Here is a 26,616-nt window from a genome sequence, read left to right on the forward strand (position 1 = left end):
TACCTGGGTCGGCGCGGGTCGGCCCTGTGCGCGGGTGCGAGGACGCCGATACGGCCTGCCGCGGAGCCCGGCCGGGATCAGTGGATCGGCCAAAAAATCCGCGGAAGCGGCCGGTACGGGTCGGCCGCGCTGGGCCCCCAGCGCGGACCGGGAGGGGTGCGAGTGTGGCCATGAGTCGGGTCGCTCAGCGCAGCCCGTCACGCCTTGGCGAGATCGCGGACGACGGGCCGGATGTGGGCGAGCAAGGGCGACGCCGAGATGGGCGCGGCGGCCGGCTCGCCCACGTAAGCGGCGAGGTCGGCGGCCAGGCTCGGACCCACCAGCCAGTCAGGCCTCGGCGAGCTCACGAAGGACACGGACAGCCGACCGGATGTGGGCGAGCAATGGGGAAGCGGAGATCGGCGCGGCGGCGGGTTCGCCCTCGTATGCGGCGAGGTTGGCCGCCAAGGCGTGGACCCGGGCGGCCGCAGCGGCCGACCATGCCGACGTGCGACCCGCCGCGAGCAGCGCCCCGAGGATGCCCGACAGCACGTCACCCGAGCCCGCGGTGGCTGCCCACGATCCTCGCGCGTCGTTGACCAGCGTCGGCTCCCCCGGCGCGGCGATGATCGTCGCGCGCCCCTTGAGCAGCACGGTCACCTGCCAGTCGTCGGCGAGCGCGCGGACCGCGGCCACCCGGTCCGGCCCCGGGTCGGCGCCGGTGAGCCGCGCGAACTCCCCGGCGTGCGGGGTCAGCACCGTCGGTGCGGTGCGGCCGCGGACGAGTCCCGGTTCGGCCGCGAGCAGCGTGAGCCCGTCGGCGTCGACCACCACCGGCAGCTCGGTGCCGAGCACTTCCGCGAGCCGATCGCGGGCCGCCGAGTCGGTGCCCGCGCCCGGCCCGAACACCCACGCCTGCACCCGACCGGCGTCCGAGAACGTCCGGCTGGCAACCACTTCGGGGAGTTTCGCGAGCACCTCGGCGTCGTCGCCCACGTACCGCACCATCCCGGAGGTCGCCGCCACCGCCGCCCCGGTGCTCAGCACACCCGCGCCGGGATACTTCGCACTGCCCGCGCACACCCCGACCACGCCCTGGGAGTACTTGTCGTCCGAGGCGCGCGGAACCGGCCACTGCGCCCCGATCGCCGCGGGCTCGAGCTGGGCCAGCTCCGGCTCCGGCAGCTGTAAACCGATCGGCACCAGCACGATTCGCCCGCAGTGCGGTGTCGCCAAGGCGTGCACCGGCTTGTACGCGCCGAACGCCACCGTCACCTCGGCCCGCACGGCGGGCCCGGACACCGCCCCGGTGTCCGGGTCGACGCCACTGGGCAGATCCGCCGCGATGATCGGGACATCCACCGCCGCAACGTGATCCGCGGCCTCGAGCCGCAGCGGCCCGTGACCGGAGATCCCCACGATCCCATCGATCACCAGGTCCACCGCGCCCAGCCGCTCGACGACCCGCCCGCCACACTTGCGCAGCGCCGCCAGCCCTTCCCGATGCGCGCGTTCGGGATTCAGCAGCACCGCGGATACCGCCACCCCGCGCCGCGCCAGCATCGACCCCGCCCACAGCGCGTCGCCGCCGTTGTCGCCGGAGCCGACCAGCAGGCCCACCGCCCGGCCGACCACCCCGCCGGTGGCCGAACGCAATTCGTCGGCCACCACCGTGGCCAGCCCGTACGCGGCTCGCCGCATCGGCAGCCCCGCGGGCACGCGGGTGAACAGTTCCGCCTCGGCCGCCCGTACCTCGTCGGCGGTGTAGTAGCCGCGCCGATCCGACATCGTCGCCTCCCGGGTCCCCGGCGCGGGCCACGACCGGCCCGCGATCGTTGGCAGACTACGCTCCACACCCATGTCGATGGTTCGTCACCGCGCCGCATCCGCCCGGGTTCTCGCCGGATTCGTCGTGGCCGCCACCCTGTTCGCCGCCGGCTGCTCCGGCGACGCGGACAACGCCGCGTCCACCACCACCCGCAAGCCGCGCCCGGTCAGCACCACGACCACGCAGACCGAGCACAAGCCGACCAACCTCACGGTCGAGGTGTCGGACATGAAGTACTCCCCCGCCGACGCCACCATCAAGGTCGGCCAGACCGTCACCTGGAAGTTCTCCGACAAGGCCCCGCACAACGTGCAGGGCATCGGCGACAAGGCGATGGGCATCAACAGCCCCATCATCGACAAGGGCGAATGGTCCTACACCTTCACCCAGCCCGGCACCTACCGCTACCTGTGCAGCCTGCACCCCGACATGCGCGGCACCATCACCGTCGAGTGAGACCTACTCGACGGTGACCGACTTGGCCAGGTTGCGCGGCTTGTCGACGTCGTAGCCGCGGGCCTGCGCCACCTCGGCGGCGAAGATCTGCAGCGGCACCGTCGACAGCAGCGGCTGGTACAACGTCGGCGCGGCCGGGATCTCGATGAGGTCGTCGGCGAACGGGCGCACCGTCTCGTCACCCTCCTCGGCGATCACGATGGTCCGCGCGCCGCGCGCCTGGATCTCGCGGATGTTGCTGAGCAGCTTCGAGTGCAGCACCGGCCTGCCCTTCGGCGAGGGCATCACCACGATCACCGGCAGGCCCTCCTCGATCAGCGCGATCGGGCCGTGCTTGAGCTCACCGGCCGCGAAGCCCTCGGCGTGCATGTACGCCAGTTCCTTGAGCTTGAGCGCGCCCTCGAGCGCCACCGGGTAGCCGACATGACGGCCGAGGAACAGCACCGTCGGCACGTGCGCCAGCTCGCGCGCGATGGCACGCACCTGCGAACCGGTCTCCAGCACCCGCGCGATCAGCTTCGGCATGGCCTCGAGCTCGGCGAACTCGCGGGCCACCTCGTCGGGGTACTTCACCCCGCGCGCCTGCGCCAGCGCCAGACCCACCAGGAAGTTCGCCGCCACCTGCGCGAGGAACGCCTTGGTCGAGGCGACGCCGATCTCCGGGCCGGTCCTGGTGTAGATCACCGCGTCGGACTCGCGCGGGATCTGCGCGCCGTTGGTGTTGCAGATCGCGAGCACGCGCGCCTTCTGCTCCTTGGCGTGGCGCACCGCTTCGAGCGTGTCAGCGGTCTCACCGGACTGCGAGATGGCCACGACCAGCGTCGACCGGTCCAGCACCGGGTCGCGGTAGCGGAACTCGCTGGCGAGTTCGACCTCCACCGGCACCCTGGTCCAGTGCTCGATCGCGTACTTGGCGAGCAGACCCGCGTGGTAGGAGCTGCCGCAGGCCACGACGAAGACCTTGTCGAACTCGCGCAGTTCCTGATCGGCGAGGCGCTGCTCGTCGAGCACGATCCGGCCGCCGTTCTCGTCGACGACGAAATGCCCGATCAGCGTGTCGGCGACCGCGGACGGCTGCTCCTCGATCTCCTTGAGCATGAAGTAGTCGTGGCCGCCCTTCTCGGCGGCGGCGAGGTCCCAGTCGATGGTGAACGGCCTGGTGACCACGCCCTCGGTGTTGCCCGCGAAATCGGTGACGGTGTACCCGTCGGCGGTGATCACCACGGCCTGGTTCTGCCCGAGCTCGACCGCCTCACGGGTGTGCTCGATGAACGCGGTGACATCGGAGGCGATGAACATCTCGCCCTGCCCGACCCCGACGACCAGCGGCGTCGACTGCCGCGCCGCGACGATCGTGCCCGGGTGATCGGCGTGGGTGAAGACCAGCGTGAACGCGCCCTCGAGCCGCTGCAGCACGGCCAGCGCGCTCGCCGTGAAGTCGCCCGCGGTGGGCCCTTCGGCGTAGGCGCGCGCGACCAGATGCACCGCGACCTCGGTGTCGGTGTCGCTGAGCAGCTCGACCCCGGCGTCCTCGAGCTCACGGCGCAGCGGCGCGAAGTTCTCGATGATGCCGTTGTGGACGACGGCCAGCTTGCCGCTCGCGTCCCGGTGCGGGTGCGCGTTCCGGTCGGTCGGCGCGCCGTGGGTGGCCCACCGGGTGTGTCCCATGCCGCTGGTGCCCGCGAACCGGTCGGCCCCGGCCGCGTCCAGCTCCGCTTCCAGATTGGCGAGCTTGCCCGCCTTGCGCTCGATCGCGATCGACCCGTTCCCGTCGAGGATCGCGACCCCCGCCGAGTCGTATCCGCGATACTCCATGCGTCGCAACGCGTCGACGACAACGCCGAGCGCGTCCCGGTACCCGACGTAGCCCACGATTCCGCACATGGTGGTCCAGCCTAGCGATATGGGCTGGATCTCGCCGGGGCGGTGTAGGTGTCCGCGGCGAACCGATCCGATACCCTTCTCTCCGTGTCGGTGTCGGTGAAGTCGCTCCTCAGCGCCCTGTCCGTGCGTGGTCCCCACCGGGTGCTGCGCGGAAATCTGGGGATCGCTGGCCAGCCGGGCGTGGTGTACACGCCCGAATCCGGGTCGAATCTGCCCGCCGTCGCGTTCGCGCACGGCTGGCTGACCAGCTCGGAGAACTACAAGAGCCTGCTCGAACACGTCGCGTCCTGGGGTTTCGTCGTCGCCGCCCCCGACACCGAGCGCGGCCCGATCCCCTCGCACCTAGACCTCGCCAGCGACCTGCTCACCACGCTCGACATCGTCAGCAAGGTGCGCCTCGGCGACGGCACGATCAGCGTGCACCCCGACCGCCTCGCCCTGGCCGGCCACGGCATGGGCGCCGGCGCCGCGGTCATCGCGGCCGCCCAGCGCCGCGTCGCCGCCGTCACCGCCCTGTTCCCCGCCCCCACCTCCCCCGCCGCGGAGAACATCGCCGCCGACCTCGACACCCCCGGCCTCATCCTGGCCGGCGAGCTCGACCTCGACTCCACCAACTCCAACGCGCGCGCCCTCGCCACCGCCTGGTCCGGCCCCTCGCTCCTGCGCACCGTCGACGGCGCCACCCACACCGGCATCATCGAGGGCCGCCGCCTCTTCGCCGCCCTCGGCGCGGGCCGCTACGAACACAAAACCGAGAAGACCACCCGCGCGGTCCTCACCGGCTACCTCCTCCACACCCTCACCGCCGACAAGACCTACGCCCCCTTCACCGACCCCGAATCGACCATCCCCCACACCACCCTGGTCGACCCGACGGCCCCGGTCGAAGAAGCCACCCCGAAACTCTCCCTCGGCACCGTCGCCAAACTCATCCGGGGCTGATCACGCACGAATGTTCCCCCGCCAGCGCAACGCTCGACGCATTCGTCGGCCTACCTGAACCGCTTGCGGCCGTAGGTGCGGCCGATCGCACCCCTGCCTAGTATGTAGCCCACGCTATGCGGTGAGCGAGACGAAGGGGAGGGGTTCCGATGGGCGGTCACGTGACGGTCGATCCGACGCAGCTACGCAAACTCGGGGGGAATCTGACCAGTTCAGGGGACAAGATCAAGACCCTGAACAAGGACATCAAGGGGTGGTCGTTCACCGCCGCGCAGGCGGGGCGGGCCTACGGAGACGAGGGCACGAAGTTCGGTGCCGAGATCGTGAACATCGGTGCGTGGCTGACTCATTGGGAGACGGCCATGACCAAGACGGGGAGCGCGTACACCACCAGCGCGAACACGTACGCCTCGGTGGATGATGCGAACGTCACGAAGATCACCGCTGTTGGGGTGAGTCTCTGATGGGCTGGACCGCCGATGAGACGGGTGTTGTCAAAGACGGCGAGGTCAATACCGACTGGGAGCACAACGTCTCAGGCTCGGTGGGAAATGCCGACAAGATCCTCTCCGAGGGCGTGAACGGTCTCGAATACTTCAAGTACTACCTACCGCTCTACAAGCGCTGCTTCGATGAACACCAGCTCGGTCGCGCCGATATCGCAAACCGCGATTACTACCAGTTGTGCGCCCTGTACGACGCAGAAGAGGGCATGGACATCGATGCGATCGACAGGATGGCAGCGACCCTCAAGACTACACTTCCCGCATTGCTCACAGAGCTTCAGAAGCAAGAGGCACAACGCAATGCTTTGCAACTGGTCTGGCAAGGCGATGCCGGCGATGCCGCATTGACGATGGTGAACGAACAGGTCCGTCGCGCGACCGACGACTACAACAACGCGAATAACGCCGCGCGCGAGATCGGAGAACTGGCCACCGCGCTCCGGAATATCGTGACCGAGAAGGCTACTGACGTCAAAGGGTACTGGCGTCCACGGGGGACTGCAGACTTCCACCTGGACGACCCTGGCAGCAATCAATTCGGCGTCACCACGATCACGAACTGCGTCAATACTGCCAAAGACGTCGACTACCAGATGAGATTCCTGCGCGACGTTTTCGTTCCGGGGGTCGAGGCGACCGTTCTGCACTTCGAAGAAGTGTGCAAAGAGACTTCTCGGGATGATGACGACGACACCGACGACAACTCGTCCACCGACCTGAGCAGCTTGCTGTCGACCGTCTCGAGCGGCCTGTCCACCCTGAGCTCGGTGGTCAGCGAATTATCCAGCCTCACCTCAGGATCGGGCACATCGGCCGAATCGATCGCCGAATCGATCGGCACCGGCTTGAGCTCGCTCGGCACCTCCATCACCAGCGGGGTCGAACAGTTGAGCAACCTGTTCAACGGAACGGGAACCGCCGAGTTCAACATCGCGGGCACCACGCTCAGCTTGGCGAACGGGGACAACGGACTCACCCTCACCACCACCGACTCCGCGGGCACCGCCCACGAATACGGTCTCACGTTGAACGAGAACGGCATCCCGGTGATCAGCGACGCGGCGGCGGCGACGGAACCGGCACCGAGCGCACCCACCGAGCCGGCCACGCCTACGACCGAGCAAGCGCCCGTGACCGAGGAAGCGCCCGCGACTGTCCCGGAGACCGCCCCCGCTCAGCCGGGAGGTGTCCCCGCCGCCGCCAACCCGGCCCAGGCCACCGACACCGAGCACCTGGCGACAGTCCCCCAACCTGAAGTGCCCGACACCGGCGCCCAACTGGCTGAGGCAGGTCCGCTGTGAGCTACTCCCCCATCGAGGATCTGGTCGCCGAGCATCTGCGCCGGGTCCGCATGCTGCGCACCGAGTTCGAAGACGAACGAGCTCGCCTGCAAGCCAAGGGCGATGCGCTCCTGGCAGCGGCACGGGATGCCGAGCAGCGGGCCGCCGAGCAACAGGCGCCACAGCAGGCCATCGGCGCGCAGGAGCCGCCGACTGAGCCGCAACCGACCATCGACCTGGACGCTGTGCGCCGCGAGGACCAGCAACGCGAAGCGATGGCACGTGTGGCCGCCGAGCGCGCCAGAGCGATCGCCGAGGAGCAAGCGGCTGTGCAACGCCCCGCCCTCACCACGCAACAGCAGTGGCCACCCGCCGACAACGCGACCGCCCTCCACGAAGACCAACTGCGCGAGGCACGCGAAGCGATCGCTCGTTCGGCCGCCGCGCGCCGAGCTGCCGAACGCGTCGAGCCGATCGACTACGACGGCTACGACCAAGAGAGCGAATACTTCCGCGGCCGGAACTGGTTCGGCTGAGCACTCAGGCGCCCGACCATCGGGACAGACCGCGATCGACACAGACAAGGATCACAGTGGACACCTGGGGGACGTCGGCGACCTTCGCCGGCTACGGGATCGAGCGGGTCCTCGGCCGGGGCGGGATGGGTACGGTGTACCTGGCTAGACATCCGCGGCTGCCACGCCACGTCGCTCTGAAGATTCTCAACTCGGAACTACTGGGCGACAACGAGATTCGCCAGCGGTTCGAACGCGAGGCCGATCTCGTAGCCCGGCTCGATCACCCGAACATCGTCGCCGTGCAGGACCGCGGGCTCGAGGGAAACAACCTCTGGATCGCCATGCAATATGTCGCGGGTGCCGACGCGGGAACGCACGGCGTGATGGATCCGGCCAGGGCCGTGCGCATCATCGGCGATGTCGCGGCCGCCCTGGATTTCGCCCACGGTCGCGGCATCCTGCACCGGGATGTGAAACCGGCCAACATCCTGCTGTCCAGCCCGGAACCCCACCAACCCGAACGTGTGCTCCTCGCGGACTTCGGCATTGCGCGGCTCCGCGACGATGTCAACGGCCTCACCCAGACCGGCACGTTCACCGCGACGCTCGCCTACGCCTCGCCTGAACAACTCTCCGGCGGCATCCTCGATCATCGCAGTGACCAATACTCTTTGGCCTGCACACTTTTCACACTCCTCACCGGTACGGCTCCGTTCACCGCGACCAACCCGGTCGCGGTCATCGGCGCGCACATGTCCGCACCCGCGCCGCTCCTCTCGGAACGACGGCCCGGCTTGCCCCGTGGACTCGACCTGGTGGTCCAGCGGGCGATGGCCAAGAATCCTGATCAGCGATTCCGTTCCTGCACCCAATTCGCGCAGGCAGCGGAGCAAGCACTGCGTGCGAGTCTCGTCGCGCCGATGGGCGGCCCGGCTCCGGCTCCCGCGTGGGCGCCGGTGAACGCTCCGGCCGCCGTCGCCCCGCCGGGCCACCATCAGGTGCCCGCCATGCCGATGCGACCGCGACCTCCTGCGCCGTCGACCGGTCGTGCGCCCCTGTTGATCGCACTGTGGTGCGCGTTCTTCTCCCTCGCGCTCAGCACGCGTGGCATGGACTACTGGTCGATGTTCGTCGCCGAGCAGATCTCCGGCGGCGCGTTGGTGACCTTGATTCTCGGCTCGATATGCCTCGCACCGCTGGTGGGCCGTCTGTTGGACCCGCGGACCGTCTGCGTGACCGCACTGGGGATTGCCCTGATCGGCAGCCCGTTGACACTGGCCATGGGTCCCACGTTGGTGAAGTCGGCGATCGCCACCGTGACTGTCACTGCAGGCGCGATCGCCATAGGGCAGCTACTAACCATCATCTCCAATTCTGCTCCGAGAAGGCCTGATCCGCAGCTGGCGGCCACGCTCTCCGCAGCCCCCATCCTGATGATCGCGGCGATCGCGCTCATCCACCGGCTGTACGGCGGAGGCTGGTGGGACCTGTGGTCGGGAACCCACCCCCTCGAGTTCACGGTGCCACCACTGACCCTGCTGGCCCTGATCCTGGTCCTCGCGCGAACCCCGACCCCCGCGAAGACCGACACCCCGACCGCCTGGCTCATCGGCACCGGACTCGCGGCGATCGCCCTCGCCGTCCCGATCATGCACGCCCAAACCGAGAGCGCACTGATCATGTGGGTGTCGATCTCGCTCGCGATCATCGCCACCACGGCTGCTGTCGGCCGAATGTCGCTCAGCCGTCGAACGTAGAGTGCGACGGCTGTAGCCTCTCGCGAAGAGGAGCGGTAGTCGGCGCGCCCGCACCGCGGGCCGCATCATGGTCGCTCATCGGTGATCAGATCGAGCGGTCGCAGTTCACTTCCGGTCAGCACCGACCGCGCAGGCACATGGCCTGTCGGCCGATGTTCGGTACGTTCGATCGCAATAGGGAGGAACGATGACGAGCGGGCCAGTGACGTCGCTGTACGACTTCCAGCTTTCGATGTTGCATGCGATGTGCACCAGCGCTCCGGAACAGAGCAGGAAGCTCTTGGCCGAGCTCGGGGCGACACGAGATGAGGCTGCCGCCGCGGAGAAACGGTGGTGGTTCACCAGCGCAACGAACAAGTTCACCAGGATCGCGGAGTACCTGGATGCCTGGGGCACACCGGACTCCGAACGGACGGAGAACCACGGTGGCCGCGAAATACGTTATGCGGGGTGGGATTTGCCTTTCTGGCCGGGTCTACGCCTGGAATGGATGGAGATATCAGGCCACAACGCATTGCTGAGGAACCTCCTGCGTACACCCGGCTCACCACGACCTGCGGTGGCATCGGTAGCCGACCTCGTGCCTTGGTCATGCACTTGGGCGGAGTTCCACGAAATCACTTTGGGGCCTACCGATTTCGTTGACGGTTTCGGTTCCATCGGAGATGTGGCCTCGTTGAAGACACTGGACCCAGAGACCGGCGACGACTGCCTCTACTGGGCGCATTTCGACTGGGGTCTGCTCCAGTCCATCGAACCTCGCCCGGCTTGATCCCACAGCCGCCGCGATTCAGGACAGCACAGCGAGCAGGACGATCGCGATGACCCAGCCCAGAGCGAGGATGACGCCCAACGTCTCGAAGCGCTGACGCCATACACCCTGCCGCCGTCCTCGACCGAAGGGCGCGGGCGTGGTCTGACGGTGTGCCGACATCGCACTTCCCGATCTCACCGCCGCGACCGGTGGCGTGGCGGCGGCCGTCGGGGATGTCCTGCTGTCAGACCATGGCCCCAGGTCGACCAGCGGGGACTGGAAGGCCATCGTCACGGCGTCGGCGAACTCCGCGCAGGTCCCGAACCGATCCCCCGGACGCTTGGCCAGAGCTCGCCGCAGCACCGGATCCAGTGCCGCCGGCAGATTGCGGCTGTGCGTCGAGATCGCCGGTGGATCGGCCGACATATGCGCCTGGATCACGGCGACCGGGTTCGTCGCGGCGTACGGCGGAGCCCCCGTCAGCAGGACGAACAAGGTACAAGCGAGGGAATACTGATCGCACCGCGGATCCAGTGGCAGACCTGCCAATTGCTCTGGCGACGCGTAAGCCAGAGTGGCAGTGAATGTCCCGGTCTGTGTCAGTGGATTCTGATCGAACTGTAGCCGCGCGATACCGAAGTCGGCGACCAGGACACGCTCCGGCTGAGCAGTCTCGGTGCGCCCGAGAAGAATGTTCGCCGGCTTGATGTCTCGATGCAGCACCCCATGTCCGTGGGCGAAATCCAGCGCCGCGGCCACCTCGGAGACGATCCGAACCGCCCGTTGCGGCTCGATCCGTCCCTCGGCGCCCGCGTCGGTGCCGTGCACGTACTGCATGGCGATCCACGGCCGCCTACCCTCCACGCCCCGGTCGAAAACGGTGACGACATTCGGGTGATCGAGGCGCGCGGCGAGGTCGGCTTCGCGTTGGAACCGAGCCCGCGCCTCGGCGTCACCGAACATGTTCTCGTCCAACAGCTTCAAGGCCACCGAACGCGGCAGCCGCGGGTGCTGCGCGAGGTACACCGTGCCCATTCCGCCGCGCCCGAGTACGCGCTCGAGCCGGTATCCCGCGATCGATCCACCTGGCAGCAAGTCGTTCACCCAGCTTTCGCCCTTCGCTTTCGGCGGCCTCGCGACCAACCGTTCCCCGTCGACGCGTGCGTCAGTCCAGCCAGGTCGAACGGCGGTAGTACTCGGATTCCGAGTCGTAGTCCCCGTCGGACGGCGCCACGGTCGAGCGGGCCTCGCGCGCCGCCCGCGCACGGGCGACAGCAGCGCGAATCTCCGCCTGCCGTTGTTCCTCAGGCGACATGGCGGGGTCGGGCACGAACGGGGCAGGAGCCCGAACTTCCTCCACACGGGTGACGTCGGCTGGAGGCTCGGGTTGAACATGTTGTGGCTCAACAGATTCAATCGAGTCCGGACCGGGCTCCGACTCGCTCAGCGCACGTAGCCGCTCGGCCGCATCGACAGCGAACTGTTCCGCGCGCAACGATGTCTGCCGGTTGATCTCGTCGATCTCGTCCATCAACAGTGCTGACCGCCGACGCGCCTCCGCCGCGATCTGCTCGATCTCTGCCGCATAGTCCACGGTCGGTCATTCTCCCCGCGTCGAGAGTGTTCCGCCGCCGCATGTCCGCGTCACAGCGGACCCGCTTCGGCCAGAACCGCGCCGCTGTCGCCGGGATCATTCACGGGATGGTTCTCTATACCAGGGGTGTGTTCACCGTCGGATTCCTGATTCGCCGGACGCGGCGCGGCGGGACCGCCGTTGACCACGGGGGCCGGGGCTTGGTCGTCCACCCCGCTCCCGCTGGTCACCGGGGCGTTCGGAGTGGGGGCCCCGGTATCCGGCTGATCGACATCGTTGCCTCCATCGGCTGCCGTATCGTCCGAACCTTCGGCGGCACCGGATTGCGGTGTGCCCGCGGACAAACCGTCACCCTGCTCGGCTGAAGCTCCCCCGGCATCAGCGGTGGTCGACTCCTGGGTGATCACCGGGTTCCCGTTCTCGTCCAACGTCAACGAGTACTTGTTCGTCCCACCATCCGCGTCAGTGGTCGTCAACGACAGCCCGTTCTCCCCGGCTTCCACGCTGACCTTGGTGTCGCCGATCTGGAAGGACGCCGAGTGCTCGCTCGACATCAGACTGCTCGCCTGCTCGGTCAGCTGCTCGATGCCGTCACTGAGGGACGTACCGACCGACTCCACCGCCGAGGTGATCGTGTCCCCGAGATCACCGGTCAACGCACTCGACAGCGAGGTGCCCAGCTCACTGATCGTCGACGTCAGGGTACTCAGCGCCGTGCTGGTATCGGTGTCATCGTTCGAATCGTCGGTGTTCTGAGTAGCGGTCTTCGTGCCGGTGGTATCGCCGGTCTGAGTCCCGGCCGTCGTTGTCGGGGTTCCGGTGGACGGCTGGTTGCTGCCGCCCGACTGATCTCCCTGCGACTGGGTATCGCCGCCCTGGGCTTGCTGCTGGGTACCCTGCGGCTGGGTTTTGCCGTCCTGGACCGGCTGCTTCTGATCACCCTGCGGCTGCTGTTCGGTGGCAGCGGGTGCCGTCCCGCTGCCGTGCACAGAGGGATAGCTACGCTCGACAACTCCGGCAGCCGCTGTCTCCACAGATGTGAAGAGGTTCTCGATGGCGAGACGAGTCGTGGTGCACTGATCCTGGAATATCCGCACCTTGTCGTTGTAGTCCGGCATGAAAACGATCGATAGCCAGCGCTTGCAGATCTCCTTGATCGCATCCTTGTATTCCGGGGAGGTCTTGTTCTTGATCTCCGCGGAGGTATCCGGGATGTCTGCCACGCCTTCCACGGTGCGGTGTGAGGTCATCGCCGCCAACTCGTGGTCGAGAACGCCGCTCCCCGTCTTCGACCCGTCTATCACGCTGTCGATGCCGACCGGGTCCAACCCTCCGACCGTCGGGACCGCCTTGGTCTTCGCTCCGACGTACTTGTCGACCGACCCTTCCATCAACTTCGAGACCGTGTCCGCTTTGGCTGTGACGAGCGCAGGAATCTGCGCTGCCGCAGTGGAGAGCGCGGCTTCGAAGTTCCGCACGGCGTCGCGGTCTTCGCTCGCCATCGAGGCGATCTGGCCGAGCTGACCGGCGGCGGCCTCGGCGGCCGCACCCTGCCAACCCGCCTGCATCGTCTGGGCGGCCGACTGTTGCGCGGTGATCTTGGAATCGGCCGTGGTCAGCAGCTGGCGAAGGGCCGTCGAGGCAGCCTCCAGCTTGGCCACGCTCATCCCGCGTTCGTTGTCGTATGGCCGAACCAATGCGTAGAAGTCGAAGCTTCCGCCGAAGGCGGCGGCATAGCGCGGGCCCAGCTGCTCGAAGTACTGCAGGCCCGGTGCGCCGTCGTTGAGGAGATCGTCCATGGACTTGGTCATCGCCGCGCCTACTTCACCGGGCTCGGGGCGACACCGTCGAGGCCACGTGCGGTGCGGGTGTCGACGGCGGTGTACTCGATCACCGCTGTGCCGATCGCATCGGCGAGCCCTTCGGAGGCACTGGTCCAGATCTTGGCCCAGCCGACAACCGTGTCCAGGGCCGCATCGATCTTCTGGCCACTACTGGCGTAGGCCCGACCGGCATCGGCTGCGGACCACTCCAGCGAAGCGACCTGCTTCGCCGACGTGCGGGTCGTCGACACGGTGTCTCTCAGAGTGCTGATCGTTCGATCCATCGCACCTTGATCCACCTTGAGTCCGCCAGAAACCGTGTCACCCATTCCCCCACCTCCAGCTGCCTCGGGTGCGCCACACCGGCGCCCTACCTAGTTCGACGCGCGAACCTCCCCACCGGTTCCCACCGACGGAGAAGAGTTTCACTCCCCCAGATTCCCCTGGTCCGTCCGCCGCCACTCCGACGTCCCGTCGGGGTGCCGGTGGTACTCCCAGGCCGCGTAGTCCCCGTCGGACTCGACCACCGTCACGTGGTCGGCGATGCCGTCGTGGTCGTAGTCGGACCAGATGCTGGTGTCGTGGGGCGTGGCGTTGGTGATGGAGTCGACGACGCCGTCGCCGTCGAGGTCCTGGGACGGCTGATGGAGTTCGACGGGGCCGAGGTTGCCCAGCGGGGTGTGGGCGTCGATGTCGGGTAGGCCGAGGCTGTCGCCTGAGGTGACCATGGGACTCCTCCTCAAACGGAACTCGCGGATGACGGCGCGGCGGGGTTTCCACCATCTTGTCATCCGCGAGCGGGTGTGGGAGGGGTCGGGCCTCACTTCTTGGGCATCATGATCCACAGGATCAGGTAGATCAGGAACTGGGGGCCGGGCAGGAGGCAGGAGACGACGAAGACCAGGCGGACGATGTTGGCGTTCCAGCCGAAGTACTCCGCGATCCCTCCGCAGACGCCGGCGATCCATTTGTCGCTGGTCGAACGGGTGAAGCGGCGGGCGGGGGCAGTCATTGTGTGTTGCCTTCCTGTCGAGCGGTGATGACTCCACTGTGCCGATCGGCAGGCCCCGGTCGCATCGGTCGCCAGACCCATTCGCACCCTGATTTCCGCCGGGCCCGATCTCAGGGTCCTACCCCGAGGCGGGCAGACTCTAGGGGGTGAGCACGACATTGCAAGCCACCGGTCTGTCCGCCGGGCACGCCGAGCGGACCTTGTTCGCCGACCTCGACTTCACCCTCGCGCCCGGTGATGTGATCGGGTTGGTCGGGGTGAACGGCGCGGGCAAGTCGACGCTGCTGCGGATGCTCGCCGAGCGGGCGCCCGCCGCGGGCAGCATCACGGTGAGCCCGCCGGACGCGACGGTCGGCTATCTGGCGCAGGAGCCGGAGCGGATCGAGGGCGAGACGGTGCTCGAATTCCTGGCCCGCCGAACCGGTGTCGCGCACGCGCAGCGGGTGATGGACGACGCGGCGGAACGGCTCGGCGAGGGCGGTGACGACGACTACTCCCCCGCCCTCGAACACTGGCTCGCCCTCGGCGGCGCCGATCTGGATCAGCGTGCCGAGGAGGTCGCCGCCGATCTCGGACTCACCGACGGCCTGGCAGGCGGGCTGGCCACGCCGATGACGGGACTCTCCGGCGGCCAGGCCGCGCGGGCTGGTCTGGCCTCGGTGTTGTTGTCGCGCTTCGACATCCTGCTGCTCGACGAGCCGACCAACGACCTCGACCTCGACGGTCTGGACCGGCTGGAGCGCTTCGTCACCGGGGTACGCGTGCCGCTGATGGTGATCAGCCACGACCGGGAGTTCCTGGCGCGCACTGTGAATCGAGTGCTGGAGCTGGACCTGGCGCAACAGCAGGTGGGTCTCTACGACGGTGGCTACGAGGCGTATCTGGCCGAGCGCGAGATCGCGCGCAGGCACGCTCGCGAGGCGTACGACGAATTCGCCGACACCAAGGCGGGTTTGGAGGCGCGGGCGCAGATGCAGCGCAACTGGCTCGAGCACGGTGTGCGCAATGCCCGCCGCAAGGGCAAGAACGACTCGGACAAGATGGGCCGCAAGACCCGCGCCGAGTCCACCGAGAAGCAGGCGGCCAAGGCCAGGCAGACGCAGCGGCGCATCGAACGGCTGGACGTGGTGGAGGAGCCGCGCAAGGAGTGGGAGCTGCGGATGGAGATCGCCGCCGCGCCACGCAGCGGCGCGGTCGTCGCCACCGCCGTGAACGCCGTCGCGCGCCGCGGCGAGTTCACGCTCGGCCCGATCACCACCCAGATCGACTGGGCCGATCGCATCGTCCTCACCGGCGCCAACGGCTCCGGCAAGTCCACCCTGCTCGGGTTGCTGCTCGGCAAGATCAGCCCCGACTCCGGTTCCGCCACACTGGGTTCCGGTGTCGAGATCGGCGAGGTCGACCAGGCGCGTGGCCTGTTCCGTGGCGCCGACAGCCTCGCGCACACCTTCGGTACGGCCATGCCGGACTGGCCCGACGCCGACGTCCGCACCCTGCTGGCCAAGTTCGGGCTGCGCGGTCCGCACGTCACCCGCGCCTGCGACACGCTCTCCCCCGGCGAGCGCACGCGGGCGGCGCTGGCGCTGTTGCAGGCGCGCGGCGTGAATCTGCTCGTGCTGGACGAACCGACCAACCACCTCGACCTGCCCGCGATCGAACAGCTCGAACAAGCCGTCGAATCCTTCACCGGCACATTGATTCTGGTGACGCACGACCGCCGGATGCTGGATTCTGTCCGGGCGACCCGGCGTTGGCACATGGCCGACGGCACGCTCACCGAGAAATAGGACCCGGCATGGACCTCGGCATCGATACCCGCGTCACGCTGCTCGCCACCGGCCTGATCTTCCTGAGCGCGCTGCTGCTCGGGGCGTGGAAGTACCACGGCATCCGGACCTCGGCCGAGGGCGCGGCGCACGTCTACGTCGACATCGCGCATCGCGCGGCGCTCATGTACTCCTTCGCCGGGGTACTGCTCGCGGTGTTCACCGAACTCAGCGCGTGGCCGACGATCGTCAACCTGAGCGCCGACCTGGTGATTCTCGGGTTCTTCGCGGGCGCGATCGCCAGTTACGCGCTGCACGGCGCCAAGCGCGACACCACCAACCAGTTCGCGGGCACGATTCCCGCCGGGCTGCGGCTGTCGATGTACGGGCTCATCGCCGGTGAGGTCGGCGGGTTCCTGGTGCTGTTCAGCGGTTTCGTCGCCGGCCAGTTCTGATCAGAACGACTGCACCACAGCCGTTTCCGCGACGCCGAACAGGTCGATGTCGGAGCCGAACTTCGCGCCGAGCAGCCCCGCCAGACCGGTGACGAACAGAATCGCGACCACGGCGATGAGCGAGCGCGACCGCGGCACCCTCGGCATGGGCAGGGACATGCCGCGGGTCGGCTCGGGGACCGGCTCGTAGTGCTCGACGGGCTGCCCGTAGCCCTCGTCCCGGATGGGGACGGTGTGGTGCGAATAGCCCTGCGGCACATCCCGGCAGCCCGGCCTGCCGCACGCGCCACCGCAGCGGTGATAGGGGTCGGGAGTGCCGTAGTCGAGCGGGTACCGGTCCTGGTCGGGATAGTTGCGGGCAGGCAGCGACGCCATGGATCGGCCCCCTTCGAATCGTGCTGCGCGCCAAACTATCCGGTGCGCCGAGCAGCACACGCGCCACCGGCACACAGGTCCTACGGCGTAGCCCGATAGTAGAGCGGACCGGCGCGGCCCGCCAGACGTACAGCTAGACGGCGGCGACCCGCTTGGCCAGATCGTCGGCCAGCTGCCGCGCCTGCGCCGGATCGGTCGCCTCGACCATCACCCGCACCAGCTGCTCGGTTCCGCTGGGCCGCAACAGCACCCGGCCGGATTCGCCGAGCACACGCTCCGCCTCGGCGACCGCGTCGCGCACCTCGGGGGCGGCGGCCACGGCGGCCTTGTCGCTGACGGGCACGTTCACCAGCACCTGCGGCACCGTGCTCATGATCGCGGCCAGTTCGCTCAGCGAGCGGCCGGTCTGCGCCATCCGCGCCATCAGGCGCAGGCCGGTGAGCACACCGTCGCCCGTGGTGCCGAAGCGCGGGAACACCACGTGGCCGGACTGCTCGCCGCCGAGGCTGTATCCGCCGCGGCGCAGTTCCTCCAGCACGTAGCGGTCGCCGACGGCGGCGGTGAGCACGGTGATCCCGGCGGCGCGCATGGCGATGTGCAGGCCGAGGTTGCTCATCACGGTCGCGACCAGGGTGTCGTCGACGAGTTCGCCCGCCTCGCGCATGGCCAGCGCCAGCACCGCCATGATCGCGTCACCGTCGACGGTCTCGCCCGCGGCGTCCACCGCGAGGCAGCGGTCGGCGTCGCCGTCGAGGGCGATGCCGAGATCGGCGCCGTGCTCGAGCACCGCGGCGCGCACGGCGTCGAGATGGGTGGAGCCGCAACCGTCGTTGATGTTGAGGCCGTCGGGTTCGGCGTTGATCGCGATGACCGTCGCGCCCGCCTCCCGGTACACCTGGGGCGCCACCTCGGCGGCAGCGCCGTGCGCGCAGTCGACGACGACGGTCAGCCCGGACAGGTTCTGGCCGGTCGATTCGAGCAGGTGCTCGACATAGCGTTCGTGCGTGCCCTCGACGGTGTAGTCGCCGCGCACGCGGCCGATCCCGGCGCCGGTCGGGCGCACGGTGACGCCGTCGGCGATCAGGGCCTCGATCCGCTGTTCCACGGCGTCGTCGAGCTTGTGCCCACCGGCCGCGAAGATCTTGATGCCGTTGTCGGGCATGGGGTTGTGCGAGGCGGAGATCATCACGCCGAAGCAGGCGTCGTAGAGGCCGGTCAGGTAGGCGACGGCGGGGGTGGGCAGCACGCCGACGGAGAGGACGTCGACACCCACCGAGGTCAGGCCCGCGGTCACCGCGGCCTCGAGCATCTCGCCGCTGGCCCTCGGGTCACGACCGACCACCGCGACCGCGCGCTTCTTACCGCGCGAGAGCACCTGTGCCGCCGCCGCGGCGACGCGCATCGCCAGTTCCGGACTCAGTGAGTCGTTCGCGAGTCCACGAACACCGTCGGTGCCGAACAGCCGTCCCATAAAACCCTCTACTGGTAGTAGGTCCCCGAATACAGCACGAGAGCAGGCGACCAGCCGTGCTGGAAGCCTGCTCTCGCACACGTGCTCCGCCGACCGGGCTCGTCCCCGCTCTCGCGGGGAGCATACCTAGCGGATGCGAACGATGGTGGCCGGCAGTGCGTAAATCAGCGCTTCGAGTACTGAGGCGCCTTACGGGCCTTCTTGAGGCCGTACTTCTTGCGCTCGGTGGCACGCGGGTCACGGGTCAGGAAGCCGGCGCGCTTGAGCGCGGGGCGATCCTCGGGGGTGACCTCGATCAGCGCACGGGCGATGGCCAGACGCAGCGCGCCCGCCTGACCCGAGGGGCCGCCACCGACCAGGCGAGCGTAGATGTCGAAGGACTCGACACGCTCGACGGTCACCAGCGGGGACTTCACGAGCTGCTGGTGCACCTTGTTCGGGAAGTAGTCCTCGATGGTGCGGCCGTTGAGCACGAAGTTGCCCGAGCCGGGAACCAGGCGCACACGAACGACGGCTTCCTTACGGCGGCCGACGGTCTGCACCGGGCGATCGATCACGATCGGGGCGTAGGTGGCTTCTTCGACGTACTCGGCCTCGTAGCCTTCGCCGTCTTCGACGACCTCGACCACGGTCTCGTCGACCGCGTCGAACTCTTCGGGGGTGAACTCTTCAGGAGCGGTCACTGGGCCACCTGCTTGATCTCGAACGGAACCGGCTGCTGCGCGGCGTGGGGGTGGTTCGGGCCTGCGTAGACCTTCAGCTTGCCCGCGATCGCGTTGCCCAGCTTGTTCTTCGGGATCATGCCCTTGACGGCCTTCTCCACGAGACGATCGGGACGGGTCGCCAACACCTCGCCGACAGTGCGCGACTTGAGGCCGCCCGGGTGTCCGCTGTGGTGGTGGATCAGCTTGTCCTGCTTCTTGTTGCCGGAGATGGCAACCTTGTCCGCGTTGATGATGATGACGAAGTCGCCACCATCGACGTGCGGTGCGTAGGTCGGCTTGCCCTTGCCGCGCAGCAGGCCAGCGGCCTGCACGGCGAGACGGCCGAGGACTACGTCAGTGGCATCGATGACGTACCACTTGCGGGTGACGTCACCTGCCTTGGGGCTGTACGTAGGCACAGTCGTTCCCTGTCTGTCGTCGGTGTTGCCGGCCACGGGGTGCGGATCGAAGCGTCCCGGCGGCCGGTGGAGACCCGGGACTTCGACGTGCTGCCACACACCAGCGGACCACGATACCAGCCACGCATCACCGGGCCACAATCGGGCCGAGGCCCCTAGATCACCACCGGCGGTCCGGGGTCGGTCGCCCGCGCCGGGCCGGGGAGGCGATAGCGCAGGGTATCGATGCCAGGGGTCGCACAGGAGTCGTCGACCAGCCCGCCGCCGCGCGCACTCGCGATGCCCTCGGGCGGGATCGTGTGCGCGTACGGGGTGAACGCGCAGGCCACCGGCTCGGCCGCGACCGCGGGAGCGGCGGTGCCCGCGTGCCAGGCGGTCGCCGCCAGTGCGACGGCGCCCACGACCGCCGGCGCGCCGAAGAAGCCCTTCTTCACCTTGCCGAGCAGGTTGCCGCGCGAGGCGTCGTCCTCCGGGTCGTCGAGCGCGTGCCGCCCGCCGGACTGCGCGGGCGGACCGGCGACGATCCCGGCCGGGCTCGGTGGCTGGCCCGGCGCGGGCGCCGACGGCGGCGCGCCCCAGCCGACCTGCGCGGCGTAGCCCTGCCCTGGATGCGGCGAGTCCGGGTAGTCGTCCTCGTCCAGCCCCGGCTCGGTGACCAGCAGATGCGCGGCGCCGAGCACCAGCGCGTGCATCGGATGATCGGCCACCTGCAGGCGCTGGCCGAGGTGGTTCTGGAAGGCCAGGCGCAGCGCGTCGTTGAAGCAGACGTTGCCCGCCAGCAGCACGGTGGAGGTGTCGGCGCCGATCGAACGGGCCGCGGCCATCGCCTCGATCACCACGTTGTCGGCCGAGCGGGCATCCCGCAGCGCCTCGGCGCTGACGGCCACCTCGACCGATTCGGTGGGCTGTTCGTCGTCGCCGTGCACGGCGACGACCAGCAGCGTGCGGCCGTCGGAGTACACGCCGGTGGCGCCGATGCCGTGCCGGTGCCGCTCGCTCGGCGGGGAGACCAGGCCGAGCGCGCGCACATATCCCGAGAGCGCGACGCTCTCCGGCAGCGGCTCGACGACCACGTCGAGTTGCTCGACCAGGGCCGCGTAGATGTCGACCTTCTCGTCGGGCCAGCTGTCCGGGTACGGCAGCGCGACCAGCTGCGGCTTGCCGCGCAGGTACTTGCCGACCGCGGCCAGCGGGTTGTACAGCCGCGCGCGGAACACCAGCTCCGCGGGCCAGGTGGCCCCGGCGATCACGATCTGCGGGTGCCCGAGGATGTCGCGCACGTCGGCGATCGCCATGCCGAGATCCGGCCGCTGCCGGTCGACGCCCGCGGTGTGCAGCCGGCCCGCCGCGTCGGCGAGCAGATAGGCGGGTGGGGTGTAGGTGCCCTCCACCTGAACCGGGCGGATCGGGGTCTGTCCGCCGCCCGCGGCAACGGACACCACATCCCACCCCAGATGCAGGGCGCCAACTCGAACGGTCACAGGCTCAAGTGTGCCCGGTCGGCGAGCGACGCGCGCAGCTTGCCCGCCGATACGGCTCTGACCTGGCAATCGCTCATGACTGCGTCTTCTTCAGGCGTAGCCGGCTCCAGGTGATGACCGCCAGGATCGCGGTGATCACCACGAGCAGCACGATGTTCAGGATCCAGATCCCCGGCTCGTGCACCCAGAGCGGGTCCTCCTGGGCGCCGATGACCAGCTCCCGCAGGTCGACCGTCGCCGCGCCCGCGGCGTACCCCCAGCGCGACGGGAACAGGTACGACACCTGCTCGAGGCCGACGCGGTCGGTCACCGGGATCAGGCCGCCCGCCATCACCAGCTGCACCATGATCATCACCACGAGCATCGGCATGACCTGCTCGTTGGACTTGGCCAGGCTCGACATCAACAGGCCGAACACCACACAGCAGACCGCCGTCATCGCGATGTCGATGTAGAGCTCGACGCCGCCCGGCGGGATCAGCGCGCCCTCCGGCGGCGCCTTCTTGCCGAGGAACGTGATGCCGACCAGCACCGCCGACTGCAGGAACGCGGTCACGCTGAACACGACGATCTTCGCCATCAGGTACGCCGAGGGCAGCAGGCCCACCGCGCGTTCGCGATAGAAGATCGACCGCTCGCCGACCAGGTCGCGCACGGTGAGCGTGGCGCCCATGAAGCAGGCGCCGAGGATGAGCACCACGAGCAGCTGCTGGGCCTCACCGCCGCTGGAGCGCGCGAACGAACCGTCCGGCTGGGCGATCAACGGGCCCTCGGTGAAGCCGTCGGTACCGGGAACCACCAGCGACAGCGCGCCGAGGATGAACGGCAGCACCACCAGGAACGCGAGATAGCCGCGGTCGGCGAAGATCAATCGCAGCTGCCTGCGCGCCAGCGTGCTGAACTGGCGCATCCCGCTGGACTGCGGCGGCGCGCCCGCGTTGCCGCGCTGCAGCGGCTGGGGTGGCGGTGGCGGTGGCACATAGGCCTGTCTGGATCGGTAGGCGGCGAACGCCTGGTCCGGGTTGGCCGCGACCTTGGCGAAGATCTCCGCCCAGTCCGAGGTGCCCAGCGCCGCGCCGACGCCACCGGGATGACCGGCGAAGGCGGTCTTGCCGCCGGGCGCGAGCAGCACCACCTGGTCGCACATGTCCAAGCAGGCGACCGAGTGCGTCACCACGATCACCACGCGGCCGGCGTCGGCCAGTTCGCGCAGCATCTGCATGACCTGGCGGTCCAGCGCCGGGTCGAGGCCCGAGGTCGGCTCGTCCAGGATCAGCAGCGAGGGGCCGGTGAGCAGCTCCATCGCGACGGACGCGCGCTTGCGCTGACCGCCGGAGAGCCGGTCGACGCGGGTATCGGCGTGCTGGGTGAGCGAGAGCTCCTGCAGCACACCGTCGATCACCTGCTGACGGTCGGCCTTGGTGGTGTCGGGCGGTAGGCGCAGCTCGGCGGCGAAGCCGAGGGCCTGGCGGACGGTGAGCTGACGGTGCAGCACGTCGTCCTGCGGGACCATGCCGATACGGGAGCGCAGCGCCTCGTACTCGGCGTGCAGGTTGCGGCCCTCGAAGGTGACCACACCGCCCGAGGGCTGAGTGTTGCCCGCGATGAGCTTCGACAGCGTCGACTTGCCCGCGCCGGAGGGACCGATCAGCGCGGTGAGGGTGCCCCGGCCCGCCTGCATGTTGACGTCGACGAGCAGCTGCTTGTTGCCCTCGACGGTGAACCCGACGCCGTGCACCGAGAGCCCGAGTTCGGCGACCGGCTTCTGCCGATGCGCCAGCGCCCCCTGCGCGACGACGAAGTCGATGTTGCCGATCGTGACGATGTCGCGCTCGCGCAGCACCGTGCGCTGCTGCCGGTGCCCGTTGACGAAGGTGCCGTTGGCCGATCCGAGATCCTCGATGACCAGGCCCTCGGACGAGGACACCAGCCGCGCGTGCTTGCGCGAGGCCAGCGGATCGTTCACCACGATCTGGTTGTCGGAGGTACGGCCGATGCTCAGGCCGCCGGGCGGGATGCGGTCACCGCGGGCCACCGGCTCGGTGGAGGCCGACTTGCGCACCGGCGGCAGCATCGAGGAATCGGCGCGCCGGGTCATGTTGATGTTGTCCTGCGGCGCCATCGGCTGCGGCTGCGACGGCAGCTGCGAGGTCGGCACGTACTGCGGTTGCTGCGGCGGATTCGGTCTGGACTGCTGCGGCGGGAACGGCTGCTGCGGACGTTGCGGCGGCGGCCGGTGCTGAGCGGGCGGCTGGGACGGCTGGGCGAGCATCGTGGCCGCGTGGCGCGAGTTCGGCGCCGCGGGAACCAGATGCAGGAGCGGCCCGCTGATCGCGTCCCCCAGACGCACCTGCGTCGGCCGGTCGATCGAGACGGGCTGGCTCAGCCTGCGCGCGTCGACGAACACGCCGTTGGTGCTGCCGTTGTCGGCGAGCACCCAGGCGCCGTTCTGGAAGCGCAGAGTGGCGTGCACGCGAGAGACCAGCGGACTGTCCACGAACAGGGTGACCTCGGGCGCCCGGCCCATGGTGATCTGCTGGCTCGCTTCGAAGACTCGTTCGGTTCCATCATGGCGCACGGTGATGGTCTGCGCCCCCGGTGAAGACATGGAGCGGATACTATGCCATCGCCCGGACATCGGCGGTGCCCCCGAGACGGCTGAAAGCCCGATCCGGCACTCGACCTGCCCATGTTTCCGGCCGATCAGGGGGACTGATGTCGAAAGGCCAAGTGTTCGTTGCGATCACCGCTGCGCTGGTCACACTGCTGAGTGTGGGCTGCACGCGGGCGATCGACGGTCACGGCGTCTCGATCTACGACGATCCGTTCAAGGTGGCGGGCCTGCCGACCACCGGCGGGCCGAACGGGCCGCGCCCCGGCGTCCCCGACACGACGCTGACCGCGACCAACGGCGACGGCGGCGAGGTCGACACGCTGGCACTCAACGCGATCGACGACATCCAGGCCTACTGGCAGGGCGTGTTCGGCACCGAGTTCCGCGGCGAGACCTTCGAGCCGGTCGAGAAGCTGATCTCCTGGAACGCCCGCGCCGCCCGCGGCCAGGCGGTGGAGTTCTGCAAGGAGACGACCTACCACCTGGTCAACGCCGCCTACTGCCGCAGCGACAATTCCATCGGCTGGGACCGCGCGATGCTGCTGCCCACCATGACCGAGACCTTCGGGAAGATGTCGGTGGTGATGGTGCTCGCCCACGAGTACGGCCACGCCATCCAGACCATGGCCAAGCTGGTCACCAAGAAGACGCCGGTGCTGGTCAAGGAACAGCAGGCGGACTGCTTCGCCGGCGCGTTCATGCGCCACGTCGCCGAGGGCAAGTCGAAGCACTTCACGATCAACACCTCCGACGGCCTGAATTCGGTTCTGGCCGCGACCGTTTCGATCCGCGACTCCGACCCCGACGATCCCGAGAGCGTGCACGGTTCGGCGTTCGAGCGGGTCACCGCCGTGCAGATCGGCTTCACCGACGGCCCGCGCGGCTGCAAGGGCATCGACGACGAGGAGATCGACCAGCGTCGCGGCAACCTCCCGCAGAGCTTCTCGGGCGACCAGGGCCGCGGCGAGTACCCGATCTCGAAGGACAACCTGGTCGAGCTGAGCAAGGCGCTGCAGGCCATCCTCCCCGTCGAGGACAGCCCGACCTACGACTACTCGGGCGCGAAGATCGACTGCGCCGACGGCGCCGCCACCGAGCCGGTCACCTACTGCCCGGCCAAGAACGTCATCGCCACCGACGTCCCCGGCCTGGCCGAGCGCGGCTCGGTCGACAACGACGACGACGGCCCGCTGCCGGTGAAGGTCAGCGGCGACTACAACGGCTACGTCGTCTTCATCTCCCGCTACACGCTCGCGGTGCAGCGGGGACACGGTCAGCAGCTCACCGGCGCCAAGACCGGCCTGCGCGCGGCCTGCCTGTCGGGCGTGGTCACCGGCAAGCTGGCCGAGCCGGGCCGCCCGGCCAGCCAGGGCGACATCCAGCTCTCCGCGGGCGACCTCGACGAGGCCGTCTCCGGCCTGCTCACCGACGGTCTGGCCGCCAGTGACACCGAGGGCAACACGGTGCCGAGCGGTTTCTCGCGGGTCGACGCGTTCCGCGCGGGCGTCCTCAACGGCGAGACCACCTGCCTGTCGCGCTATTCCTAACCGAACGGCGGCGGCGCGGCGGGTTCGTAGCGCAGGACCCGGTTGCCGATCATCACCTCGGTGCCGGGGATCAGCACCATCGGCTGGTTCGGGGTGAGGCGGACCCAGTCGCGGTAGCCGGGCAGCCTGGTGCGGGTGCCGTTGGTCGAGCCGCGATCGATGAGCTGCACGTCCCAATTCACCAGGTGCACTTCGGCATGCGCGCGGGACATGCCGCCCGAGGTGTCGTCGACCCGCAGCGGGACCAGACCGCGCTGGGCGGCCTCGGAGTGCTCAGGGTCGCGGCCGATCACCGCGTCGGCGGCGAGCAGGTAGGTCATACCGTCGTCGAGGACGAGCATGCCCAGCGGCGGTCGCACGACCTCGCTCAGGGCCTGGGTCTGGTCGACCGGCATGCCGCAGACCGTGCAGAACGCCGAGCGCGGATCGCTGGGATGCGCACGCGCGCACTTGAATCCCATCACCTTGACCGTGAGCACCGTCGCCCGCGCGGTCGCCTCGAGGCGTCGTTGCAGGTCGGGGTCGGGTTCGGGGGCCGGGTTGGTGCCGCCCGCTCGGGTCTCGGCGTTGTGCGGGTCGTGTGGTGTCACCGCGGGATGGCCGGGGCCGGTCGCGTTGCCGGTCGCGTCCAGCATCGAGGTCGCCGGTTGCATCCCGGTGGCGGGCTGCTCGACCGGGCGCGAATCGGCTTGCGGCGGACGCGGTTCCCGATCGATGCGGGCGGTCTGCGGCGGTGGCCTGCGCACTTCACCGGCCGGCTCGGCGGTACGCACCCGCGAGCGCGCGCCGTTGGACCAGACCACGGCACCGCCGGCCTGCGCGATGCCCTCGACCAGCCAGCCGAGGCCGCGTTCGGGCGGCAGATCAGGGATGCGGCCCTTGGCGTCGTCGACGAACAGCGCGACCGCCTTGGCCGGCTCGGACGCGACCCGGTCGACCGTGAACGCGGCGTCGCTGCCCCGGTAGTACTCGTTGGCGCCGTCCCCGGCGAGCACGGCGGTGACAGCGCCGTGCAGGAAGATCGCCACGCCGCCGTTGTCGGCGGCCGAGAGCACCCCGAAGTCGATGGGAACACCGGGCGAGATCTGCTCGGCGTATTTCATCAGCCAGCGGGTCGCCTCGCGGGCGACCACGGAGCCGGGCCCGCCGGGCTGGTCCTCGGCGGCGGCGCGCACCAGCTCGGCCAGCGATTCCAGGGCGACGGCCGCGGTGTCCTCCGCGGTCGGACGACCCGGACCCCGGTGCGCCACCACGATCACCGCGCCCGCGACCCGCGCGACGGCATGACTTCCTGGCACGACTTCGACCTGCCGATCCTTCACAGGTATCGGCCTCCACCGGAACCGCGCAGCAGGGTCGTCGCCATGCACTCCAGACTATGGCAAACCCGCCCACATCGGTCCCCCTGGGCGGCTTTCGTCCGGTAACTTCACTGCTACAGCGCGAAGAAC

At 69.0% G+C, this 26,616-nt stretch carries 26 protein-coding genes; 10 read left to right on the forward strand and 16 right to left on the reverse strand.

Annotation, left to right across the window (positions count from 1 at the left end):
- Nucleotides 1-197: 197 nt before the first annotated feature.
- On the reverse strand, nucleotides 198-347 hold the full coding sequence (locus DFR69_RS34380) for a hypothetical protein (protein WP_167456206.1): 150 nt from the start codon (nucleotides 345-347) through the stop codon (nucleotides 198-200).
- Nucleotides 328-1,767 (reverse strand): NAD(P)H-hydrate dehydratase, encoded by a 1,440-nt coding sequence (locus DFR69_RS09350; RefSeq protein WP_110037087.1) that lies wholly within the window; start codon nucleotides 1,765-1,767, stop codon nucleotides 328-330. Before DFR69_RS09350 ends, DFR69_RS34380 begins: the two co-directional genes overlap by 20 nt.
- 70 nt (nucleotides 1,768-1,837) lie before the next feature.
- On the opposite strand from DFR69_RS09350, the gene DFR69_RS09355 reads away from it, so the two are divergent.
- The gene (locus DFR69_RS09355; RefSeq protein ID WP_110037088.1) at nucleotides 1,838-2,263 is read left to right on the forward strand and encodes a cupredoxin domain-containing protein; all 426 of its coding nucleotides are present in this window, start codon (nucleotides 1,838-1,840) and stop codon (nucleotides 2,261-2,263) included.
- 3 nt (nucleotides 2,264-2,266) lie between these two features.
- On the opposite strand, the gene glmS is transcribed toward DFR69_RS09355, so the two are convergent.
- Nucleotides 2,267-4,147 carry a glutamine--fructose-6-phosphate transaminase (isomerizing) gene (glmS, locus tag DFR69_RS09360; RefSeq protein WP_110037089.1) on the reverse strand — a complete coding sequence of 627 codons (1,881 nt, stop codon included), beginning with the start codon at nucleotides 4,145-4,147 and terminating at the stop codon, nucleotides 2,267-2,269.
- 84 nt (nucleotides 4,148-4,231) lie between these two features.
- On the opposite strand from glmS, the gene DFR69_RS09365 reads away from it, so the two are divergent.
- From DFR69_RS09365 to DFR69_RS09390, 6 genes are all read left to right on the forward strand, one after another.
- Complete coding sequence (locus DFR69_RS09365) at nucleotides 4,232-5,089, forward strand: alpha/beta hydrolase (RefSeq protein ID WP_110037090.1); 858 nt, start codon at nucleotides 4,232-4,234, stop codon at nucleotides 5,087-5,089.
- 149 nt (nucleotides 5,090-5,238) lie between these two features.
- Nucleotides 5,239-5,553 carry a hypothetical protein gene (locus tag DFR69_RS09370; protein WP_110037091.1) on the forward strand — a complete coding sequence of 105 codons (315 nt, stop codon included), beginning with the start codon at nucleotides 5,239-5,241 and terminating at the stop codon, nucleotides 5,551-5,553.
- On the forward strand, nucleotides 5,553-6,896 hold the full coding sequence (locus DFR69_RS09375; RefSeq protein ID WP_110037092.1) for a WXG100 family type VII secretion target: 1,344 nt from the start codon (nucleotides 5,553-5,555) through the stop codon (nucleotides 6,894-6,896). The genes DFR69_RS09370 and DFR69_RS09375 overlap by 1 nt, the downstream gene beginning before the upstream one ends.
- The gene (locus DFR69_RS09380; protein WP_110037093.1) at nucleotides 6,893-7,411 is read left to right on the forward strand and encodes a hypothetical protein; all 519 of its coding nucleotides are present in this window, start codon (nucleotides 6,893-6,895) and stop codon (nucleotides 7,409-7,411) included. Before DFR69_RS09375 ends, DFR69_RS09380 begins: the two co-directional genes overlap by 4 nt.
- Before the next feature lie 56 nt (nucleotides 7,412-7,467).
- Entirely contained in the window at nucleotides 7,468-9,150 is a 1,683-nt protein-coding gene (locus DFR69_RS09385) for a serine/threonine-protein kinase (protein ID WP_261774597.1), read from the forward strand.
- Between the two features lie 187 nt (nucleotides 9,151-9,337).
- The gene (locus DFR69_RS09390; protein WP_146229238.1) at nucleotides 9,338-9,922 is read left to right on the forward strand and encodes a hypothetical protein; all 585 of its coding nucleotides are present in this window, start codon (nucleotides 9,338-9,340) and stop codon (nucleotides 9,920-9,922) included.
- Nucleotides 9,923-9,940: 18 nt separating this feature from the next.
- Here the strand turns inward: DFR69_RS09390 and DFR69_RS09395 are convergent, their stop codons facing one another.
- The 6 genes from DFR69_RS09395 to DFR69_RS09415 form a co-directional block, all read right to left on the reverse strand.
- A complete protein-coding gene (locus DFR69_RS09395) occupies nucleotides 9,941-10,939 on the reverse strand; it encodes a serine/threonine-protein kinase (RefSeq protein WP_425271596.1) in 999 nt (332 codons plus the stop codon).
- Between the two features lie 130 nt (nucleotides 10,940-11,069).
- A complete protein-coding gene (locus DFR69_RS34795; RefSeq protein WP_186817430.1) occupies nucleotides 11,070-11,498 on the reverse strand; it encodes a hypothetical protein in 429 nt (142 codons plus the stop codon).
- 50 nt (nucleotides 11,499-11,548) lie between these two features.
- On the reverse strand, nucleotides 11,549-13,309 hold the full coding sequence (locus DFR69_RS09400; RefSeq protein ID WP_110037096.1) for a hypothetical protein: 1,761 nt from the start codon (nucleotides 13,307-13,309) through the stop codon (nucleotides 11,549-11,551).
- Nucleotides 13,310-13,317: 8 nt separating this feature from the next.
- Entirely contained in the window at nucleotides 13,318-13,650 is a 333-nt protein-coding gene (locus DFR69_RS09405; RefSeq protein WP_146229239.1) for a hypothetical protein, read from the reverse strand.
- A 96-nt stretch (nucleotides 13,651-13,746) separates the two neighbouring features.
- Nucleotides 13,747-14,049, reverse strand: coding sequence for a DUF6802 family protein (locus DFR69_RS09410; protein ID WP_110037098.1), 303 nt, complete (start codon nucleotides 14,047-14,049; stop codon nucleotides 13,747-13,749).
- A 92-nt stretch (nucleotides 14,050-14,141) separates the two neighbouring features.
- Entirely contained in the window at nucleotides 14,142-14,333 is a 192-nt protein-coding gene (locus tag DFR69_RS09415) for a PspC domain-containing protein (RefSeq protein WP_110037099.1), read from the reverse strand.
- Nucleotides 14,334-14,479: 146 nt separating this feature from the next.
- Here DFR69_RS09415 and DFR69_RS09420 point away from each other — a divergent pair, with 146 nt between their 5' ends.
- On the forward strand, nucleotides 14,480-16,120 hold the full coding sequence (locus DFR69_RS09420; RefSeq protein ID WP_110037100.1) for an ABC-F family ATP-binding cassette domain-containing protein: 1,641 nt from the start codon (nucleotides 14,480-14,482) through the stop codon (nucleotides 16,118-16,120).
- Between the two features lie 8 nt (nucleotides 16,121-16,128).
- Nucleotides 16,129-16,554 (forward strand): hypothetical protein, encoded by a 426-nt coding sequence (locus tag DFR69_RS09425; protein ID WP_110037101.1) that lies wholly within the window; start codon nucleotides 16,129-16,131, stop codon nucleotides 16,552-16,554.
- On the opposite strand, the gene DFR69_RS09430 is transcribed toward DFR69_RS09425, so the two are convergent.
- The 6 genes from DFR69_RS09430 to DFR69_RS09455 all read right to left on the reverse strand — a co-directional run bounded on the left by DFR69_RS09430 (nucleotide 16,555) and on the right by DFR69_RS09455 (nucleotide 23,612).
- A complete protein-coding gene (locus DFR69_RS09430; RefSeq protein ID WP_110037102.1) occupies nucleotides 16,555-16,929 on the reverse strand; it encodes a hypothetical protein in 375 nt (124 codons plus the stop codon). It abuts the gene before it with no gap.
- 133 nt (nucleotides 16,930-17,062) lie between these two features.
- Nucleotides 17,063-18,400 (reverse strand): phosphoglucosamine mutase, encoded by a 1,338-nt coding sequence (gene glmM / locus DFR69_RS09435; RefSeq protein ID WP_110037103.1) that lies wholly within the window; start codon nucleotides 18,398-18,400, stop codon nucleotides 17,063-17,065.
- Between the two features lie 164 nt (nucleotides 18,401-18,564).
- Nucleotides 18,565-19,083, reverse strand: coding sequence for a 30S ribosomal protein S9 (rpsI, locus tag DFR69_RS09440; protein WP_110037104.1), 519 nt, complete (start codon nucleotides 19,081-19,083; stop codon nucleotides 18,565-18,567).
- On the reverse strand, nucleotides 19,080-19,523 hold the full coding sequence (gene rplM / locus DFR69_RS09445) for a 50S ribosomal protein L13 (protein ID WP_022567307.1): 444 nt from the start codon (nucleotides 19,521-19,523) through the stop codon (nucleotides 19,080-19,082). The genes rpsI and rplM overlap by 4 nt, the downstream gene beginning before the upstream one ends.
- Before the next feature lie 155 nt (nucleotides 19,524-19,678).
- Nucleotides 19,679-21,004, reverse strand: coding sequence for a hypothetical protein (locus DFR69_RS09450; protein ID WP_244198175.1), 1,326 nt, complete (start codon nucleotides 21,002-21,004; stop codon nucleotides 19,679-19,681).
- Between the two features lie 73 nt (nucleotides 21,005-21,077).
- Entirely contained in the window at nucleotides 21,078-23,612 is a 2,535-nt protein-coding gene (locus DFR69_RS09455) for an FHA domain-containing protein (RefSeq protein ID WP_167456207.1), read from the reverse strand.
- A 107-nt stretch (nucleotides 23,613-23,719) separates the two neighbouring features.
- On the opposite strand from DFR69_RS09455, the gene DFR69_RS09460 reads away from it, so the two are divergent.
- Nucleotides 23,720-25,165 carry a neutral zinc metallopeptidase gene (locus DFR69_RS09460; RefSeq protein WP_110037106.1) on the forward strand — a complete coding sequence of 482 codons (1,446 nt, stop codon included), beginning with the start codon at nucleotides 23,720-23,722 and terminating at the stop codon, nucleotides 25,163-25,165.
- Here DFR69_RS09460 and DFR69_RS09465 read toward each other — a convergent pair.
- A complete protein-coding gene (locus DFR69_RS09465) occupies nucleotides 25,162-26,463 on the reverse strand; it encodes an FHA domain-containing protein (RefSeq protein ID WP_244198176.1) in 1,302 nt (433 codons plus the stop codon). The two genes, DFR69_RS09460 and DFR69_RS09465, sit on opposite strands and share 4 nt — an antisense overlap.
- Between the last annotated feature and the right edge of the window lie 153 nt (nucleotides 26,464-26,616).

It is taken from the genome of Nocardia neocaledoniensis (assembly GCF_003182135.1).
GTDB classification, from domain to species: Bacteria; Actinomycetota; Actinomycetes; order Mycobacteriales; family Mycobacteriaceae; genus Nocardia; species Nocardia neocaledoniensis.

Excerpts from the sequence above, each read along its gene's own strand:
- DFR69_RS09455 (WP_167456207.1), bottom strand. The coding sequence starts at position 23,612 with ATGTCTTCACCGGGGGCGCAGACCATCACCGTGCGCCATGATGGAACC.
- DFR69_RS09395 (WP_425271596.1), bottom strand. The coding sequence starts at position 10,939 with ATGGGCACGGTGTACCTCGCGCAGCACCCGCGGCTGCCGCGTTCGGTG.
- DFR69_RS09460 (WP_110037106.1), top strand. The coding sequence starts at position 23,720 with ATGTCGAAAGGCCAAGTGTTCGTTGCGATCACCGCTGCGCTGGTCACA.
- glmS (WP_110037089.1), bottom strand. The coding sequence starts at position 4,147 with ATGTGCGGAATCGTGGGCTACGTCGGGTACCGGGACGCGCTCGGCGTT.
- DFR69_RS09425 (WP_110037101.1), top strand. The coding sequence starts at position 16,129 with ATGGACCTCGGCATCGATACCCGCGTCACGCTGCTCGCCACCGGCCTG.
- DFR69_RS09430 (WP_110037102.1), bottom strand. The coding sequence starts at position 16,929 with ATGGCGTCGCTGCCTGCCCGCAACTATCCCGACCAGGACCGGTACCCG.
- DFR69_RS09415 (WP_110037099.1), bottom strand. The coding sequence starts at position 14,333 with ATGACTGCCCCCGCCCGCCGCTTCACCCGTTCGACCAGCGACAAATGG.
- DFR69_RS09400 (WP_110037096.1), bottom strand. The coding sequence starts at position 13,309 with ATGACCAAGTCCATGGACGATCTCCTCAACGACGGCGCACCGGGCCTG.
- DFR69_RS09370 (WP_110037091.1), top strand. The coding sequence starts at position 5,239 with ATGGGCGGTCACGTGACGGTCGATCCGACGCAGCTACGCAAACTCGGG.
- DFR69_RS09375 (WP_110037092.1), top strand. The coding sequence starts at position 5,553 with ATGGGCTGGACCGCCGATGAGACGGGTGTTGTCAAAGACGGCGAGGTC.
- DFR69_RS09355 (WP_110037088.1), top strand. The coding sequence starts at position 1,838 with ATGTCGATGGTTCGTCACCGCGCCGCATCCGCCCGGGTTCTCGCCGGA.
- glmM (WP_110037103.1), bottom strand. The coding sequence starts at position 18,400 with ATGGGACGGCTGTTCGGCACCGACGGTGTTCGTGGACTCGCGAACGAC.
- DFR69_RS09410 (WP_110037098.1), bottom strand. The coding sequence starts at position 14,049 with ATGGTCACCTCAGGCGACAGCCTCGGCCTACCCGACATCGACGCCCAC.
- DFR69_RS09350 (WP_110037087.1), bottom strand. The coding sequence starts at position 1,767 with ATGTCGGATCGGCGCGGCTACTACACCGCCGACGAGGTACGGGCGGCC.
- DFR69_RS09390 (WP_146229238.1), top strand. The coding sequence starts at position 9,338 with ATGACGAGCGGGCCAGTGACGTCGCTGTACGACTTCCAGCTTTCGATG.
- DFR69_RS09405 (WP_146229239.1), bottom strand. The coding sequence starts at position 13,650 with ATGGGTGACACGGTTTCTGGCGGACTCAAGGTGGATCAAGGTGCGATG.